The sequence below is a fragment of the Pseudomonas sp. 3MAES_34.3B genome (assembly GCF_058145875.1).
This window is the reverse complement of the sequence record NZ_CM176960.1, coordinates 3,815,988-3,831,676: the sequence shown is the minus strand read 5'-3', so window position 1 is coordinate 3,831,676 and position 15,689 is coordinate 3,815,988. Positions and strand designations below refer to the sequence as shown.

Genomic DNA, 15,689 nt, shown 5'->3' with positions numbered 1-15,689 from the left:
CCACACTCCTGTAGGAGGGCTCTAATCCCCTATTCGCGAGCTACGCCTTCGGCTACGCCGGATGGCCGGCCCCCCGCTTCCTACTGGTGTACACCAGAATTCGTAGGAAGCGGGCGGAGCTCGCGAATAAGGGCGGTCTACAAAGGTAGTGCCCTACGCCTACGCCGCGGAAGGTGGCGCCAAGGGCAGCTCAAGCCGCGCGATAAAGCCGCCGTCGGGATGGTTTTCCAATACCAGCCGGCCGCCCTGTCGCTCCGCCGCGCGGCGGGCGATGGCCAGGCCCAGGCCATGGCCGGGCGCTGCCTGGCCAGGGGCGCGGTAGAAGGGCTCGCCCAGTTGGGCCAGGTGCTCCGGCGGGCACCCCGGGCCGTGATCGCGAACACTGATGGTCACACCGGCGTCCGTGGCCGCCGCGCTGACCTCGATCGGCTGCCCGCTGGGGTTGAAGCGCAGGGCATTGCGCAGCAGGTTGTCGGTGGCGCGCTCGATCAGGGTTGGCCAGCCGCGTAGTTCCAGCCCTGGGATGGCGTTCAGCTCTACTACCTGCTCCGGCGCACTCAGCCTGGCATCGTGCACGATGCCCTCCAGCAAAGGCTCCAACGCTACCGCTTCGGCGCTGGTCTGCTCGGCGTCTACCCGCGCGAGCACCAGGATTTCACTGATCAGGGCCTCCAACCGGTCGCACTCCAACGTGAGGCGCGGCCATAACCGTTCGCGCTCCGCCGGCTCGGCCCGTTCGGCCAGTGCCAGGGCGATACGCAAGCGGGCCAAGGGCGAGCGTAATTCATGCGACACGTCGCGTAGCAACTGCCGCTGGCTACCGATCAGGCTTTGCAAGCGGGCCCCCATGCGGTTGAAGTCATTGGCCAGCACGCCGAATTCGTCGCGGCGAGCGGCCAGCCTGGCGAGGCTGTGCTGCTGATAGGTCGCCTGGCCGAGGTCATGCACTGCTCCGCGCAAGCGCTGCAACGGCCGGGTAATGGAGAGCGTGACCAGCAGGCTGAACAGCGTCAGTACTACCAACGCGATGCCCAGCGCCCCGATTGGCCAGAACAGGCTGTCGCGGTGCCAGGCATCGAGCTCAGGATGAGGAATGCGGTAAATGAAGAGGTAGGTGTCACCGCTGGCCGGGCTGGTGTATTCCGTGGTCAACCGGCGCCAGGGCAGCTTGCGATCATCCTGGCTCTGGCGGTCTTCGAAGGCTTGCGCCCGGCGCGGGAAAGTCCCGGGAACCACGGCTTCCCCCGCCTCGTTAAGCACCTGGGTATCGACATGGAATTGCCGTTTGTGATCTTCGAGCAGCGCCTCGGCGGCGTCCGCGCCCTGCGCTTCATAGCGTTGCGCCCATTCCTGGGAAAAGTGCTTGAGGGCAGGGTGCCGGCTGAGGATCCACGCGTCCTGGTTAAGCACATGCCCCATCAGTACCGACAACCCCGCGACCAGGGTGATAGCCAGCCAGAAACTTGCCAGGATTCGCCAGAACAATGAACGCAACGGGGCACCTCTTCACGGGACAGACAAAACCCGGCCATGGGCCGGGTTCGAGGGGTAGCGGCTTATTGAGCCTTTTTGTCTTTCTGCGCTTTCCAGGCCTGGAACTCGGCCCACTCGGCGCGGCGCTCATCCTGCTTCTTGGTCATCTCATCAAATGCTTTCTGTTGCTCGGGCTTGAGTACCGCGCGGATGTCGCTCCGGGTCTTGGCTTCACTGGCCGCCAGGGCGTCGTGCATGGCCTTTTTCTCAGTCGCGGGCAGTTTGTCCAGGTAGCTTTCAGTGATTTCGCGGCGCTGTTTCATCTGCTCGCCCATCAACCTGCCAACCTGCTGGCGCTGGTCACGGCTCAGGTCCAGCCCTTCGAGGGGGCCCGGGCCACGGTGATGCATCATGCCAGGGCCAGCGCCTGGGCCCATGTCCGGACCGTGCGCCGGGCCTTCGGGGGCCGCCATGGCCAGGGTTGGCAGGGTGGCCGCGAACAGCAGGGCAGTCAAAGTCTTGCGCATGGTGAAGCTCCTTGTCTCGTCGCCGGTCGTTTACCGGATGAGTTCAGTCTACGCAGAGCAGCGTCAAGGGCAGTCAGCACCAGGTAAAGACTTGGTAAACACAGGTAAGGGGAATGTTACAGGCCTGTTCACTCGGCGTAGAAATAACCGCGGCTGCGCAGGGCAACGATCCGCGGTCGGCCATCGGGATGGGGCCCGATTTTCTTGCGCAGGTTGCTCACGTGCATGTCCAGGCTGCGATCGTAGAGCGTGAGCTTGCGTCCCAGCGCCAGTTGCGCAAGCTCCTGTTTGTCCAGCGGCTCGCCCGGTTGGCGCAACAGGGCTTCGAGGATGCGGCTTTCCGATAGCGTGAGGGAAATATCGTGCTGGTCGATGCTCGCAACGCCCCTCGCCGGGCTGAATGTCAGGTCCCCGATTTCGATCTGGCTGGTGCTGGCCGTTGGATGGCTGCGGCGCAACACCGCGCGTAAACGTGCCGTCAACTCCCTCGGGTCGCACGGCTTGGCCACGTAGTCGTCCGCGCCCAGTTCCAGGCCAAGGATGCGGTCCAGCGGCTCGCCCCTTGCCGATAGCATGACCACCGGCAACTCGGCATGCTCGGCGCGAAGCTGTTTGAGCAGCTCCAGCCCGCTGCCATCCGGCAGCATCACATCGAGCACAACCGCCGCGGGTGCCGCTTCGGCAAGCGCGCGGCGGGCGCTCTGGCCGTCGTGACAGGCGCGCACTTGAAAACCTTCGTGGCTCAGCCAGCTGCTCAGCAGTTCGCACAGTTCCACATCGTCGTCGATCAGCAGCAGTTCGCTCATCGTCGATCAGGCGCTTGGGAAGACTTGCTTGAACGGTTTTACCACCACGCTTTCGTACACGCCGGCAGCCTTGTACGGGTCGGCTTCGGCCCATTCACGGGCAGCGTCGAGCGAGGCAAACTCGGCCACGATCAGGCTACCCGAGAAGCCGGCGCTGCCTGGGTCGCTGCTGTCGATGGCAGGGTAAGGCCCGGCCAGCACCAGCCTGCCCTCGGCCTGCAAGGCATGGAGCCGTTCGAGGTGGGCGGGGCGAGCGGCAAGGCGCTGGGGCAGCGAGCTGGCGACATCGGTGGTGTTGATTGCGTAGAGCATGTCAGTCCTCGGTTTTGGAAGGTTCGTGATCGTGCAAGTGACGCGACAGGTAGACGCCCTGGCCCACCAGGAACAACAAGGTCATGCCCAGACTGCCGAACACCTTGAAGTCCACCCAGAAGCGCTCGAAAGTAAATGCCACGAACAGGTTGGCGGCGCCGCAGATCACGAAGAAGATAATCCAGGCGACGTTCAGCCGGTTCCATACGGTGCCTGGCAATGTGAGTGCATGGCCCATGATGCGTTGGATAAGCACCCGGTCGCCGATGAAATGGCTACCCAGGAACGCCAGGGCGAACAGCCAGTTGACCACCGGCGCCTTCCACTTGAGGAAGGTTTCGCTGTGGAACGCCAGGGTCATGCCGCCGAACAGCAGGCACGCCAGCAAGGTCAGCCACTGGCTTTTCTCCAGCCGCCGCTGGCGAATGAACAGCAGGCCATAAACCACCAGCGAACTGCCGATCAGGAACGCGGTCGCACTGAAAATACCACCGAAGGCAATGCTATGGCCGGCCAGGTCAAGCGTACGGGGCTCGGTTTTATAAACAATGAAGAACAGTAACAGCGGGATAAAGTCGATCAGTTGTTTCACGGTGGCAGCCAGGCGCGGAATGTGGCGGCATAATAGCAAACCTTCTTGAACTCGAAAGCGCCGCCATGAATGTTGACCTGCACTGCCACAGTACGGCCTCCGACGGTGCCCTGGCCCCGGCCAGCGTAGTGGCGCGCGCCCATGAGCGCGGCGTGGAGCTGCTTGCCCTTACCGACCATGACACGGTCGATGGCCTGGCCGAAGCCCGGGACACGGCGGCAGCGTTGGGGATGAGGTGGGTAAGCGGGGTGGAAATGTCCTGCACGTGGGGCGGCGCCACTATTCATGTGCTCGGTTACGGCTTCCCGCTGGACGCCCCGGACCTTAACGAAGCGTTGGAAGCCTTGCACACCGGGCGCTGGCAGCGTGCCGAAGAAATCGACCGCCGGCTGGCTGCCAAAGGGATGCCTGGCGCGCTGGAAGGCGCGAGGGCCATTCAGGCAGCCCTTGGTGACAGCCGCAATGCGCCGGCCAGGCCACACTTTGCTGACTATCTTGTGCAGCAAGGCCACGTGCCGGACCGGCAATCGGCGTTTCGCAAATGGCTGGGTGCCGGCAAGATTGGCGACGTGAAGCAGCATTGGCCTACGCTCGAGCAGACCGTAGCCACGCTGCGCCGGGCGGGCAGCTGGGTAAGCCTGGCTCATCCGATGCACTATGATTTCAACCGAAGCAAGCGTCGCCGCCTGGTGACCGACTACCAGAACGCGGGTGGTCAGGCCCTGGAAGTGGTCAATGGCCAACAGGCAGACGAGCAAACGGGTACCTTGGCCATCCTGGCCCGAGAGTTCAGCTTGCTGGCGAGTGCCGGCAGCGATTTCCACGGGCCAGGCAACTGGGGCGAAATCGGCAGCTACCGCGCGCTTCCGCAAGACCTGCCGTTGTTGTGGGAGCGTTTTGGCGATGAGCGTGCATGCCTACCATCAGGAATATGAAGTGAGCCAGTTCTTCCAGATTCACCCGCAAACGCCGCAAACGCGCCTTATCAAGCAGGCGGTGGACATCATTCGCGAAGGGGGCGTGGTGGTTTATCCCACCGACTCCTCCTACGCGATCGGTTGCCGGATCGGCGAAAAATCCGCCATCGAACGGGTGCGCCGGCTGCGTCAGCTCGATGACCGGCACAACTTCACCCTGCTGTGTTGCGACCTGTCGCAACTGGGCCTGTTCGCCAAGGTAGACACCGCCGCGTTCCGCTTGTTGAAAGCGCACACGCCCGGGCCTTATACCTTCATCCTCAGCGCCACCCGCGAAGTGCCGCGGCTGCTGCTGCACCCCAAGCGCCGCACCATCGGCCTGCGCGTGCCGGAGCACCCCATCGCACAGGCCCTGCTCGAAGCGCTTGGTGAGCCCCTGATGAGCGTGAGCCTCATCCTGCCCGGCGATGCGGAGCCCCTGAGCGACCCCTATGAAATGCGTAAGCGGCTGGAGCATCACGTGGACCTGATCATAGACGGTGGCCCCGGGGGCGGCTCGGCCTCAACCGTTGTGGACCTTTCCGGTGATGACCCCCATATAGTGCGGGTAGGCTGTGGCGACCCGGCACCGTTCCAGGCGGGTGCATGACTGACATCGTTCACCCGGTGACCACTGCCATCGAGGCCGAAGCCGAGGGCCAGTTGCAACTGGCGCTGGTCTACGGCGAAGCCTTCACCGAGGTGCCGCAAGACCTGTACATCCCGCCCGACGCGCTCGAAGTATTTCTCGAAGCCTTCGAGGGCCCGCTCGACCTGCTGCTGTACCTGATTCGCAAGCAGAACATCGACGTGCTCGACATTCCAGTGGCGGAAATCACCCGCCAGTACATGACGTACGTGGAGCTGATGAAGACGATTCGGCTGGAGCTGGCCGCCGAATACCTGGTGATGGCGGCCATGCTGGCTGAAATCAAATCCCGCATGCTGTTGCCGCGTTCCACCGAGGTGCAGGAAGAGGAGGGCGACCCTCGGGCTGAACTGATTCGCCGCTTGCAGGAATACGAACGGTTCAAGGCCGCCGCGGAGGGCATCGATGGTATGCCCCGTGTGGGTCGGGAAATCGTCGTACCCCAGCTGGACGCACCTCAGGCCAAGGCCCGGCGCCTGCTGCCGGAGGTAGCACTGGAGGAAGTTCTGCTGGCGATGGCCGAGGTGATGCGCCGCAACGACCTGTTCGAAAGCCATCAGGTCAGCCGCGAGGCGCTGTCCACCCGCGAGCGCATGAGCGAAGTGCTGGAAAAGCTCAAGGGCGGTGCTTTCGTGCCGTTCAGCGACCTGTTCGCTGCCCATGAGGGCAAGCTGGGCGTGGTGGTCACCTTCATGGCAATTCTCGAACTGGTGAAGGAATCTTTGATCGAGCTGGTGCAGAATGAGCCTTTTGCCGCCATCCATGTTCGGGTGCGCGGGGAATGAACGCAGCGACCTGAGCCCCCATGAACCTGAATGAACCCCGCGAGCTGGCCTCCTTGCTCGAAGCCTTCCTGCTCGCCTCTGGCAAGCCGCAAAGCCTGGACCGCCTCTACGAATTGTTCGAAGAGGCCGAGCGCCCGGGGCCCACGGTGTTTCGCAAGGCCCTGGACCTGTTGCGAAAGTCCTGTGACAACCGTGCCTTCGAGTTGGTAGAGGTCGCCTCCGGCTACCGCCTGCAAATCCGCGAGCGCTACGCTCCGTGGGTAGGCCGCTTGTGGGAAGAGCGGCCGCAGCGGTATTCCCGCGCGTTGCTCGAAACCTTGGCCCTGATCGCTTACCGCCAGCCGATCACCCGGGGGGAGATCGAGGACGTTCGCGGCGTGGCCGTCAACAGTAACATCGTGAAAACGCTGTTGGAGCGGGAGTGGATTCGCGTGGTGGGCCACCGCGAGGTGCCTGGCCGGCCCGCGATGTTCGCGACCACCAAGGCGTTTCTCGACCACTTCAACCTCAAGAACCTGGACGAACTGCCGCCGTTGGCCGACCTCCGCGAACTGGAGCCGCGGCCCTTGCTGGATGAGGAGGACCTGCCCGTGCCGGCGCACCTGCAGGCCATGGCCGATGCCAGCGCCGAGCCAGAGGATGCCGAAGCCGCGCCGCCGGCGGAAGAGACCAGCTTCCGCAGCCTGCTGCTGGAACTGGACACCCTGGAGGCTGGCCTGAAAACCGACTTCGACGACCTGAGGCTGCCAGAGCCCGAGCTCGACCAGGAGCTGGCACCCGAACCGTCCGACAGCAACGAGGAAGCTGAACCGCGCTGATGCGCTGGTCGAATACTTCCCCCGTACCGGGTGCGCCGCGCCGGCTTTGGGCGTATGATGCGCGCCCTTTTCGGCGAAAGCCGCCGTGTCGTCAACCCACCGGGAGGTGCCAACCATGAATGAACACGAACTCGACGAAGCCCAGGCTCCGTTGCCCCCAGCAGGTGAAAAACTCCAGAAAGTCCTTGCGCGCATCGGCGTAGGCTCGCGTCGTGACGTGGAGGCCTGGATCGGCGAAGGCCGCATCAAGGTCAACGGCAAGGTGGCCACCCTTGGCCAGCGCGTCGACCTGCACGATGCCATCAGTGTGGATGGCAAGCTGATCAAGCGGGAAGAGGCCTCCGAAACGGTCCGCCGCGTGATCATCTACAACAAGCCTGACGGCGAAATCTGCACCCGGGACGACCCCGAGGGCCGCCCGACCGTATTCGATCGCCTGCCGCGCCCGCGTGAAGGCCGCTGGATCAACATCGGTCGCCTGGACATCAACACCACCGGCCTGCTGATGTTCACCACCGACGGTGAGCTGGCCAACCGCCTGATGCATCCGTCCTACGAGATGGACCGCGAATACGCGGTGCGTGTACGGGGCGAAGTGGACGACGACATGATCGCCCGCCTCAAGGAAGGTGTAGTGCTGGAAGACGGCCCGGCCAAATTCACCGACATCCAGCAAGCACCCGGCGGCGAAGGCTTCAACCACTGGTACCACTGCGTGGTGATGGAAGGGCGTAACCGCGAAGTTCGCCGGTTGTGGGAATCCCAGGGGCTGGTGGTCAGCCGCCTGAAGCGTGTGCGTTTCGGCCCGGTGTTCCTGAACTCGGACCTGCCCATGGGCCGCTGGCGTGAACTGGGCCAGTACGAGGTGGACATTCTTGCCGCTGAAGTAGGGCTCACGCCGGTTGCCATGCCGGTACAAACCGCCAAGGCGAAGGAAAAGCTCGAGCGTATGCAGCGCAAGTCGGCTCGCCCATTGGGCCGTAACGAGCGAGTGCGGCAAGTTCGCCCGGCGCTGGAAAGCGGTGAAGAGCGTGCTCCGCGCAAGGCTCGCGACGAGCAGAAGCCACGCCCTGGCGCCAACCGTGGCACCGTGGTGGCCGAGCGCCCGAGCGAAGTGCGCGGCGGCAACCGTCGCTCGCCGGAAGGGAAGCCAGACGGCAAGCCTGCCGGTTCCCCGAGCGGGCGCCCGGGCGGCAAGCCAAGCGGCCGCTCCACTGGCGCGCCCAAGGGTTCGCCAAAGCGATAAGCCCCTGCCGCCCGGGTAGCCCCCGGGCGGTTCGCTTTACCCCGTTTTTCGTCATTCTTTCCCGCCGATCGTTGCCAGCGGGAAAGCGCAGTGCTGAACATTCAAGGTGACCGCTTTTGACCGCTTCCCACCCCTCCGATTCAGGCGCCCTCAAGCGTGGCCTGAAGAACCGCCATATCCAACTCATTGCTCTCGGTGGTGCCATCGGCACTGGCCTGTTCCTCGGGTCCGCCGGTGTGCTGAAATCTGCCGGCCCGTCGATGATCCTTGGCTACGCCCTGTGCGGGTTTATCGCGTTCCTCATCATGCGCCAGCTCGGCGAGATGATCGTGGAAGAGCCGGTAGCGGGTTCGTTCAGCCATTTCGCCCATCGGTACTGGGGCGGCTTCGCAGGTTTCCTGTCCGGCTGGAACTGCTGGTTGCTGTATACCCTGGTGGGCATGTCCGAGCTCACAGCGGTGGGAAAGTACATTCAATACTGGTGGCCGGAGATCCCCACCTGGGCATCCGCCGCCGGCTTCTTCGCCCTGGTAACACTGGTCAACCTGGCAAACGTACGGGTGTTTGGCGAGGCTGAGTTCTGCTTTGCGATCATCAAGGTCGCGGCGGTGGTAGGCATGATCGGCCTGGGTAGCTGGTTGCTGATTTCAGGCCATGGCGGGCCTCAGGCGAGCGTGGCCAACCTGTGGCAGCACGGTGGCTTCTTCCCCAATGGCATGCACGGTCTGGTGATGGCGCTGGCGCTGATCATGTTCTCGTTCGGTGGCCTGGAAATGCTCGGCTTCACCGCCGCAGAAGCAGACCGGCCGCGGGAAGTGATCCCCAAGGCCATCAATCAGGTGATCTGGCGCATCCTGATCTTCTACGTCGGCGCTTTGGTCGTGTTGCTGTCGCTGATTCCCTGGGACAGCCTGCTCGGTACCTTAGGTAGCGCCGGTGATGCCTACAGCGCCAGCCCCTTCGTTCAGGTGTTCGCCATGCTGGGCAGTGGCACGGCCGCTCATGTGCTCAACTTCGTGGTGCTTACCGCGGCGGTATCGGTGTACAACAGCGGCGCCTATTGCAACGGGCGCATGCTGGTAGGCATGGCGGAGCAGGGCGATGCCCCGGCGATGCTGGCCCGGATCGACCGCCGCGGCGTGCCGGTGTTGGCGATCCTGGTCTCGGCGGCAGTCACGGCCATTACCGTGCTGCTGAACTACCTCATGCCCCACGATGCCCTGGAAGTGCTGATGGCGCTGGTAGTCGCTACGCTGGTCATCAATTGGGCGATGATCAGTTGGTCCCATCTGCGCTTCCGCCAGCACCTCGATCGCCAAGGCCAGCGGCCTTTGTTCAAGGCGGTGTGGTACCCGGCTGGGAATTACCTGTGCCTGGCCTTCGTGGTGCTGATTCTCGGTGTGATGTGGGCCATGGGCATGCACGTGCCGGTGATGATGATTCCGGTGTGGGTGCTGGTGTCGCTGGGGTTGTACAGGCTGAAATCGAGGCGCTGAATACCTTCCCCGGCACCATGCGGGACCGGGAGGAGCCCTGCGGGGAAACCCGGGACCAGGTACTCCGCGTCTGCGCTAGAATCCCTATCTTTGATCAATCACACGGCGCGCTCATGGCTTCTACACCGCACCCCCTGGCGGTCACCCTTCAGGTTGTTTCCATCGTTATGTTCACCTTTATCGGCTACCTCAATATCGGCATTCCGCTGGCGGTGTTGCCGGGCTTCGTGCATACCACCCTGGGGTTCGGTGCGGTCCTGGCCGGCCTGGTGATCAGCGTGCAGTACCTGGCCACCTTGCTCAGCCGGCCCTATGCCAGCCGGATCATCGATAACCGTGGTAGCAAGCAGGCGGTGATCTACGGGCTGTTCGGCTGTGGGCTCAGCGGCGTGTTCATGCTGCTGGCGGCGTGGTTGCAGGCGCTGCCGGGGCTCAGCCTGGCCTGCCTGTTCGTTGGCCGTATCGTGCTGGGGTCGGCCGAAAGCCTGGTAGGGTCGGGCTCTATCGGGTGGGGCATCGGCCGGGTGGGCGCTGCCCACACCGCCAAGGTTATCTCCTGGAACGGCATCGCGAGCTACGGTGCGCTGGCCATCGGCGCGCCGGGTGGGGTGTGGCTGGTAGGGCAGTTGGGGCTGTGGAGCATGGGCGTGGCAGTACTGCTGTTGTCGGCACTTGGCGTGGCCCTGGCGTCGCCGAAGCTGGCCGCGCCTATCGTCAGCGGTGAGCGCTTGCCGTTCATTCATGTGTTGGGGCGGGTATTCCCGCATGGCTGCGGGCTGGCCTTGGGCGGCATTGGCTTCGGCACCATCGCCACCTTTATCACCTTGTATTACGCGTCCAATCAGTGGGGCAACGCCGCGCTGTGCCTCTCGTTGTTCGGCGCCTGTTTCATCTTCGCGCGGCTGTTGTTCGGCGGCATGATCAACCGCTTGGGCGGGTTCCGCGTGGCAATCGCCTGCCTGGGGGTAGAGTCGCTCGGCTTGCTGATGCTGTGGCTGGCACCCAGCATGGAGTGGGCCATGGCAGGGGCGGCGCTGAGCGGCTTCGGATTCTCGCTGGTGTTCCCGGCGCTGGGCGTGGAAGCGGTTAACCTGGTACCCGCCTCAAGCCGTGGCGCGGCGGTAGGCGCCTATTCGCTGTTCGTCGACCTGTCCCTTGGCCTAACCGGCCCGGTGGCCGGGGCCGTGGCGTCAGGCTTCGGCTTCGCCTCGATTTTCCTCGTTGCCGCCATTGCCGCCGCGGCCGGCCTGCTGCTCAGCCTGCAGCTGTACAAGCAAAGCCTGAACGCGCCGCGGCATCCGGACGAGCCGTTGTAATGCTGTATATAGCGGCAGAGGTGAGGTCTGTTCAAGCGCTGGTAACTTGCTGCGGCTAAAAGTAAGCTAACTGCCTTAGCTAAACGAGTGCCGCTCATGAATCTTGATGAAATAGCTGGTAGCGGCCTGAAAACCGTGAATATTCACGACGCCAAAACACATTTGTCGCAGCTAATCCTCGAGGCTAGCGAAGGAAATAGTTTCATTATCGCCAAGGCTGGGCAGCCGATGGTGAAGGTTTCATCTATCAAAGATGATCTGAAGCCACGTACTGGCATGTTGATGGGCGTATTCGCGGTCCCGGAAGATATCGATACGCCGTTTCAGGAAGAAATCGAGGCAATGTTCGGCGGATGAAGCTACTTCTCGACACCCACATACTGCTGTGGGCCGGGGCTTCCCCCTTGGATCTGCCATCTGAGGCAACAGCGCTTATAGAGGATCGAGGGAATGAGCTCTACTTCAGCGCCGCAAGTGTGTGGGAAGTGGGAATCAAAAAAGCGCTTGGGAAAGCCAATTTCCAGTTTGATCCCGCTGTCTTTCGCCGACCTTGCTTGACGTAGGTTACCTTGAGCTGCCGATGACCGGTCAGCACAGTATTGCAGCTGCGGCCCTGCCTATGCTGCACGCTGACCCGTTTGACCGAATGCTTATAGGGCAGGCCATTACCGAAGGATTCGTGCTAGTGACCAGCGACTCGGCCATTGCCAGGTACGCCGGTCCGATCAAGCATGTGTGTTGATCACAGGTAGTCGCATAACTATTTGCCCGGTTCCTACCCCCCCCCTGCCTGAAGGCCTACTCAAGGTTTTCGCTGATGCAAGGCCCCGCCCACAGTGATCGCAGTCCCAGGCGCGGCGCCCTGAGCGTCGGGTCAATCCACGCAGCCGCCTCCCATCACTTCATATTCGAGCAAGTGGCGTTGGCCCTTGCTGTCCTCGTACACCATGTGCAGCGGCACCACCTGGCACACGTTGGGTATCGACTCCATGGACACCACCCGGGCGATGTCCAGGGGCATGGAATAGCTATAGTGTTCTACAGGAAGTTCATCCGCCGCGGCGGGCAACGCCGCCACGATTGCCATGGGCAGGGCGCAGGCGGACAGTGCGAACATCAAGCGTTTCATTGCGGTTTACCTTTCTGCGGTCGAACGTGCCCGCGCGACCGTTTTTCGGGGCGCGGGCTGGCGTTCAGGGAGCGTTTGGAAGCAGGCCTTCGTGGGGGCTGTTCAGTGCGTTGCCATTGCTGGCGGGGCGCATTCTAGGCGCGGCCTTGACGGCAGTAACAGGCTGGCTTTTGATAAACAGTATTATCGGAATACGTAACAATTGCGCTGCCCGAGGCAGTGCTGCACCGCGACTATTACTACCATCGTCGAATGGTTGCCTGGCCGTGGGTTCACGTACAACGCAACCATACAAGAACAATGATTGCCCCCGAGGAAAGTAAAGATGAGTGCGGCTTCCCTGTACCCCGTTCGCCCCGAAGTGAAGGAAAACACCCTCACCGACGAGGCAACCTACAAGGCCATGTACCAGCAGTCCGTGGTGAACCCCGACGGCTTCTGGCGCGAGCAAGCCCAGCGTCTGGACTGGATCAAACCCTTCGACAAGGTGAAGCAGACCTCCTTCGACGACCATCGCGTGGACATCAAATGGTTCGCCGACGGCACGCTGAACGTGGCCTACAACTGCCTTGACCGCCACTTGGAAACCCGTGGCGACCAGGCCGCGATCATCTGGGAAGGGGACGACCCGGCCGACAGCCGCACCATCACCTACCGTGAGCTGCACGAAGAGGTGTGCAAGTTCGCCAACGCCCTTCGCGGCCAGGACGTGCACCGGGGCGACGTGGTCACCCTTTACATGCCGATGATCCCTGAAGCGGTGGTAGCCATGCTGGCCTGCGCCCGTATCGGCGCCATCCATTCGGTGGTATTCGGCGGCTTCTCGCCAGAAGCCCTGGCCGGGCGCATCATCGACTGCAAGTCCAAGGTGGTGATCACGGCGGACGAAGGCGTGCGGGGCGGCAAGAAAACTTCGCTCAAGGCCAACGTGGACCGGGCGCTGACCAACCCGGAAACCAGCAGCGTGCAGAAGGTGATCGTGTGCAAGCGCACCGGTGGCGAGATCGAGTGGAACCGCCACCGCGACATCTGGTACCACGCCCTGCTGGAAGTGGCTTCGAGCACCTGTGCGCCGAAGGAAATGGGCGCCGAGGAAGCGTTGTTCATCCTCTACACCTCGGGCTCCACCGGCAAGCCGAAGGGCGTACTGCACACCAGCGCGGGTTACCTGCTGTATGCGGCACTCACCCATGAGCGCGTGTTCGACTACAAGCCTGGCGAAGTCTACTGGTGCACCGCAGACGTAGGCTGGGTCACCGGCCACAGCTACATCGTGTACGGCCCGCTGGCCAACGGCGCTACTACGTTGTTGTTCGAGGGCGTGCCTAACTACCCGGACATCACCCGCGTGTCGAAGATCATCGACAAGCACAAGGTGAACATTCTCTACACCGCACCCACCGCCATTCGCGCCATGATGGCCGAAGGTACCGCCGCCGTGGAGGGCGCGGATGGCTCCAGCCTGCGGCTGTTGGGCTCGGTAGGTGAACCGATCAACCCCGAGGCCTGGAACTGGTACTACAAGACGGTGGGCAAGGAGCGTTGCCCGATCGTCGATACCTGGTGGCAGACCGAAACCGGCGGCGTGTTGATCAGCCCGCTGCCTGGCGCCATCGGCCTCAAGCCCGGCTCAGCGACCAAGCCGTTCTTCGGGGTAATCCCGGCCTTGGTGGACAACCTGGGCAACCTCATCGAAGGCGCGGCCGAAGGCAACCTGGTGATTCTGGATTCCTGGCCAGGCCAGGCGCGTTCGCTGTACGGCGACCATGACCGCTTTGTGGATACCTACTTCAAGACCTTCCGCGGCATGTACTTCACCGGCGACGGCGCGCGCCGCGACGAGGACGGCTACTACTGGATCACCGGCCGCGTGGACGACGTGCTCAACGTGAGCGGTCACCGCATGGGTACCGCTGAAATCGAAAGCGCCATGGTCGCGCACCCCAAGGTGGCCGAGGCGGCTGTGGTGGGCGTGCCCCACGACATCAAGGGGCAGGGCATCTACGTGTACGTGACCCTCAATGCCGGCGAGCAGCCCAGTGAAGCGCTGCGCCAGGAACTGAAAAACTGGGTGCGCAAGGAAATCGGCCCTATCGCTTCACCCGATGTGATTCAGTGGGCACCCGGGTTACCCAAAACCCGCTCCGGCAAGATCATGCGGCGTATCCTGCGCAAGATCGCAACCGCGGAATACGGGGCATTGGGGGATATTTCCACCCTGGCCGACCCTGGCGTGGTGCAGCACCTGATCGACACCCACCGGCAAATGTCGGCCGCCTGACCCCTCCGGATTCAAGGCCGTTTATCGAGCCCCGCTTCGGCGGGGCTTTTGCTGTGTGGAAACCCAAGCGGTGTTACCGGATAATGCGCCCGCTGAAACCGTAAGGAACAGTTTACGGAGCGGTGGGCAGTCGCATGAACCGGGATCAAGGTCCCGGCCGCTCTAGCATGCGGCCCGCCGGAAAGGGCAGGAAACTTGCAGTAAGTTCTGGTTTGAACTCTCGCTCTTGATCAATGCCGGGTCGCCTTGTCAATAGCGCGGCTGCCGGTATTCGTTCGTTCTGTAATATGTTGTCGCATTGCAGAAATTTCCCATCCCCGCACGCCGCTAGAATGCCCCCACTCGCTTCCGCTTTGGAGGCGCGATTGATCCTGGTAACACGCCTGCCCGGCTGTCGTGTGTTACCCCCGATGGAGTTCACCCATGAAGAAGCTTGCACTCTTTGGTGCCCTGGCGCTGTCCGTGTTGTCCTTCGCCGCCGCGGCGGAAGACAAGCCGATGAAGATTGGTATCGAAGCCGCTTACCCGCCCTTCGCCTCCAAGGCGCCCGACGGCAGCATCGTTGGCTTCGACTACGACATCGGCAATGCCCTGTGCGCCGAGATGAAGGTCAAGTGTGTATGGGTGGAGCAGGAGTTCGACGGCCTGATCCCGGCGCTTAAAGTGCGCAAGATCGACGCCATCCTCTCGTCCATGTCCATCACCGAAGACCGCAAGAAATCCGTGGACTTCACCAACAAGTACTACAACACCCCGGCTCGCCTGGTGATGAAGGAAGGCTTCGCGCTGGATGACTCCTTGAGTGCGCTCAAGGGCAAGAACATCGGTGTGCAGCGTGGCTCGATCCATGAACGCTTCGCCCGCGAAGTACTCGCGCCCAAGGGCGTGGAAGTGAAGCCCTACGGCTCGCAGAACGAAATCTACCTCGACCTGGCCGCTGGCCGCCTCGACGGTACCCTGGCCGACGCCACCTTGCTGCAGGACGGCTTCCTGAAGACCGATTCGGGCAAGGGCTTCGCCTTCGCCGGCCCCGCCTTCACCGACGTCAACTACTTTGGTGACGGCGTAGGCATTGCCGTGCGCAAGGGCGACAAGGCCAACCTGGACAAGCTGAACGCGGCGATCACTGCAATTCGCGCCAACGGCGAATATAAGAAAATCCAGGACAAGTATTTCGACTTCGATATCTACGGCCAATGATGGAAAGTGGCTGCGCTCGACTATGCTGCGTCAAAATCCGGCTCGGAATGCTCATTTACAACCAGTAAACTGGATCGCCAGCCCGGTCCGCATTCCCGCCGAA

17 protein-coding genes are annotated in these 15,689 nt (G+C 62.8%); 11 read left to right on the top strand and 6 right to left on the bottom strand.

Going from position 1 to position 15,689, the window contains the following annotated elements; genetic code table 11:
* Positions 1-159: 159 nt before the first annotated feature.
* From AC3Z8Y_RS16950 to AC3Z8Y_RS16930, 5 genes are all read right to left on the bottom strand, one after another.
* Positions 160-1,494: a sensor histidine kinase gene (locus AC3Z8Y_RS16950; protein WP_490086814.1), complete on the bottom strand. Its 1,335-nt coding sequence runs from the start codon at positions 1,492-1,494 to the stop codon at positions 160-162.
* A gap of 62 nt (positions 1,495-1,556) precedes the next feature.
* Positions 1,557-2,000, bottom strand: coding sequence for a Spy/CpxP family protein refolding chaperone (locus AC3Z8Y_RS16945; RefSeq protein ID WP_490086813.1), 444 nt, complete (start codon positions 1,998-2,000; stop codon positions 1,557-1,559).
* 128 nt (positions 2,001-2,128) lie between these two features.
* Entirely contained in the window at positions 2,129-2,806 is a 678-nt protein-coding gene (locus AC3Z8Y_RS16940) for a response regulator (protein ID WP_490086812.1), read from the bottom strand.
* A 6-nt stretch (positions 2,807-2,812) separates the two neighbouring features.
* On the bottom strand, positions 2,813-3,118 hold the full coding sequence (locus AC3Z8Y_RS16935; protein ID WP_490086811.1) for a YciI family protein: 306 nt from the start codon (positions 3,116-3,118) through the stop codon (positions 2,813-2,815).
* Position 3,119: 1 nt separating this feature from the next.
* On the bottom strand, positions 3,120-3,710 hold the full coding sequence (locus AC3Z8Y_RS16930) for a septation protein A (protein WP_490086810.1): 591 nt from the start codon (positions 3,708-3,710) through the stop codon (positions 3,120-3,122).
* 65 nt (positions 3,711-3,775) lie between these two features.
* Here AC3Z8Y_RS16930 and AC3Z8Y_RS16925 point away from each other — a divergent pair, with 65 nt between their 5' ends.
* The 9 genes from AC3Z8Y_RS16925 (at position 3,776) to AC3Z8Y_RS16885 (ending at position 11,718) form a co-directional block, all read left to right on the top strand.
* Positions 3,776-4,645, top strand: a complete 870-nt coding sequence (locus tag AC3Z8Y_RS16925; protein WP_490086809.1) for a PHP domain-containing protein — start codon at positions 3,776-3,778, stop codon at positions 4,643-4,645.
* A 1-nt stretch (position 4,646) separates the two neighbouring features.
* Positions 4,647-5,276, top strand: a complete 630-nt coding sequence (locus AC3Z8Y_RS16920) for an L-threonylcarbamoyladenylate synthase (RefSeq protein WP_490090026.1) — start codon at positions 4,647-4,649, stop codon at positions 5,274-5,276.
* Positions 5,273-6,100: a segregation and condensation protein A gene (locus AC3Z8Y_RS16915; RefSeq protein WP_490086808.1), complete on the top strand. Its 828-nt coding sequence runs from the start codon at positions 5,273-5,275 to the stop codon at positions 6,098-6,100. The genes AC3Z8Y_RS16920 and AC3Z8Y_RS16915 overlap by 4 nt, the downstream gene beginning before the upstream one ends.
* A 20-nt stretch (positions 6,101-6,120) precedes the next feature.
* Entirely contained in the window at positions 6,121-6,918 is a 798-nt protein-coding gene (gene scpB / locus AC3Z8Y_RS16910) for an SMC-Scp complex subunit ScpB (protein WP_490086807.1), read from the top strand.
* Positions 6,919-7,033: 115 nt separating this feature from the next.
* Complete coding sequence (rluB, locus tag AC3Z8Y_RS16905) at positions 7,034-8,164, top strand: 23S rRNA pseudouridine(2605) synthase RluB (protein ID WP_490086806.1); 1,131 nt, start codon at positions 7,034-7,036, stop codon at positions 8,162-8,164.
* Positions 8,165-8,280: 116 nt separating this feature from the next.
* Positions 8,281-9,660, top strand: a complete 1,380-nt coding sequence (locus AC3Z8Y_RS16900) for an amino acid permease (RefSeq protein WP_490086805.1) — start codon at positions 8,281-8,283, stop codon at positions 9,658-9,660.
* A 113-nt stretch (positions 9,661-9,773) separates the two neighbouring features.
* Positions 9,774-10,976, top strand: coding sequence for an MFS transporter (locus AC3Z8Y_RS16895; RefSeq protein ID WP_490086804.1), 1,203 nt, complete (start codon positions 9,774-9,776; stop codon positions 10,974-10,976).
* 96 nt (positions 10,977-11,072) lie between these two features.
* Positions 11,073-11,333, top strand: a complete 261-nt coding sequence (locus AC3Z8Y_RS16890; protein WP_490086803.1) for a type II toxin-antitoxin system Phd/YefM family antitoxin — start codon at positions 11,073-11,075, stop codon at positions 11,331-11,333.
* 223 nt (positions 11,334-11,556) lie between these two features.
* Positions 11,557-11,718, top strand: a complete 162-nt coding sequence (locus AC3Z8Y_RS16885; protein ID WP_490086802.1) for a PIN domain-containing protein — start codon at positions 11,557-11,559, stop codon at positions 11,716-11,718.
* A gap of 132 nt (positions 11,719-11,850) precedes the next feature.
* Here the strand turns inward: AC3Z8Y_RS16885 and AC3Z8Y_RS16880 are convergent, their stop codons facing one another.
* Positions 11,851-12,063: a DUF2790 domain-containing protein gene (locus tag AC3Z8Y_RS16880; RefSeq protein ID WP_490090025.1), complete on the bottom strand. Its 213-nt coding sequence runs from the start codon at positions 12,061-12,063 to the stop codon at positions 11,851-11,853.
* A 367-nt stretch (positions 12,064-12,430) separates the two neighbouring features.
* On the opposite strand from AC3Z8Y_RS16880, the gene acs reads away from it, so the two are divergent.
* Entirely contained in the window at positions 12,431-14,386 is a 1,956-nt protein-coding gene (acs, locus tag AC3Z8Y_RS16875) for an acetate--CoA ligase (RefSeq protein ID WP_490086801.1), read from the top strand.
* Positions 14,387-14,809: 423 nt separating this feature from the next.
* A complete protein-coding gene (locus AC3Z8Y_RS16870; protein ID WP_490086800.1) occupies positions 14,810-15,586 on the top strand; it encodes an ABC transporter substrate-binding protein in 777 nt (258 codons plus the stop codon).
* Positions 15,587-15,689: the final 103 nt, after the last annotated feature.

What these genes read in the sequence shown, in the direction of transcription:
- AC3Z8Y_RS16870 (WP_490086800.1), top strand. Translation starts at nt 14,810, where the DNA reads ATGAAGAAGCTTGCACTCTTTGGTGCCCTGGCGCTGTCCGTGTTGTCC.
- scpB (WP_490086807.1), top strand. Translation starts at nt 6,121, where the DNA reads ATGAACCTGAATGAACCCCGCGAGCTGGCCTCCTTGCTCGAAGCCTTC.
- AC3Z8Y_RS16880 (WP_490090025.1), bottom strand. Translation starts at nt 12,063, where the DNA reads ATGGCAATCGTGGCGGCGTTGCCCGCCGCGGCGGATGAACTTCCTGTA.
- AC3Z8Y_RS16885 (WP_490086802.1), top strand. Translation starts at nt 11,557, where the DNA reads ATGACCGGTCAGCACAGTATTGCAGCTGCGGCCCTGCCTATGCTGCAC.
- AC3Z8Y_RS16945 (WP_490086813.1), bottom strand. Translation starts at nt 2,000, where the DNA reads ATGCGCAAGACTTTGACTGCCCTGCTGTTCGCGGCCACCCTGCCAACC.
- AC3Z8Y_RS16940 (WP_490086812.1), bottom strand. Translation starts at nt 2,806, where the DNA reads ATGAGCGAACTGCTGCTGATCGACGACGATGTGGAACTGTGCGAACTG.
- AC3Z8Y_RS16925 (WP_490086809.1), top strand. Translation starts at nt 3,776, where the DNA reads ATGAATGTTGACCTGCACTGCCACAGTACGGCCTCCGACGGTGCCCTG.
- AC3Z8Y_RS16935 (WP_490086811.1), bottom strand. Translation starts at nt 3,118, where the DNA reads ATGCTCTACGCAATCAACACCACCGATGTCGCCAGCTCGCTGCCCCAG.
- AC3Z8Y_RS16895 (WP_490086804.1), top strand. Translation starts at nt 9,774, where the DNA reads ATGGCTTCTACACCGCACCCCCTGGCGGTCACCCTTCAGGTTGTTTCC.
- AC3Z8Y_RS16915 (WP_490086808.1), top strand. Translation starts at nt 5,273, where the DNA reads ATGACTGACATCGTTCACCCGGTGACCACTGCCATCGAGGCCGAAGCC.
- acs (WP_490086801.1), top strand. Translation starts at nt 12,431, where the DNA reads ATGAGTGCGGCTTCCCTGTACCCCGTTCGCCCCGAAGTGAAGGAAAAC.
- AC3Z8Y_RS16890 (WP_490086803.1), top strand. Translation starts at nt 11,073, where the DNA reads ATGAATCTTGATGAAATAGCTGGTAGCGGCCTGAAAACCGTGAATATT.
- rluB (WP_490086806.1), top strand. Translation starts at nt 7,034, where the DNA reads ATGAATGAACACGAACTCGACGAAGCCCAGGCTCCGTTGCCCCCAGCA.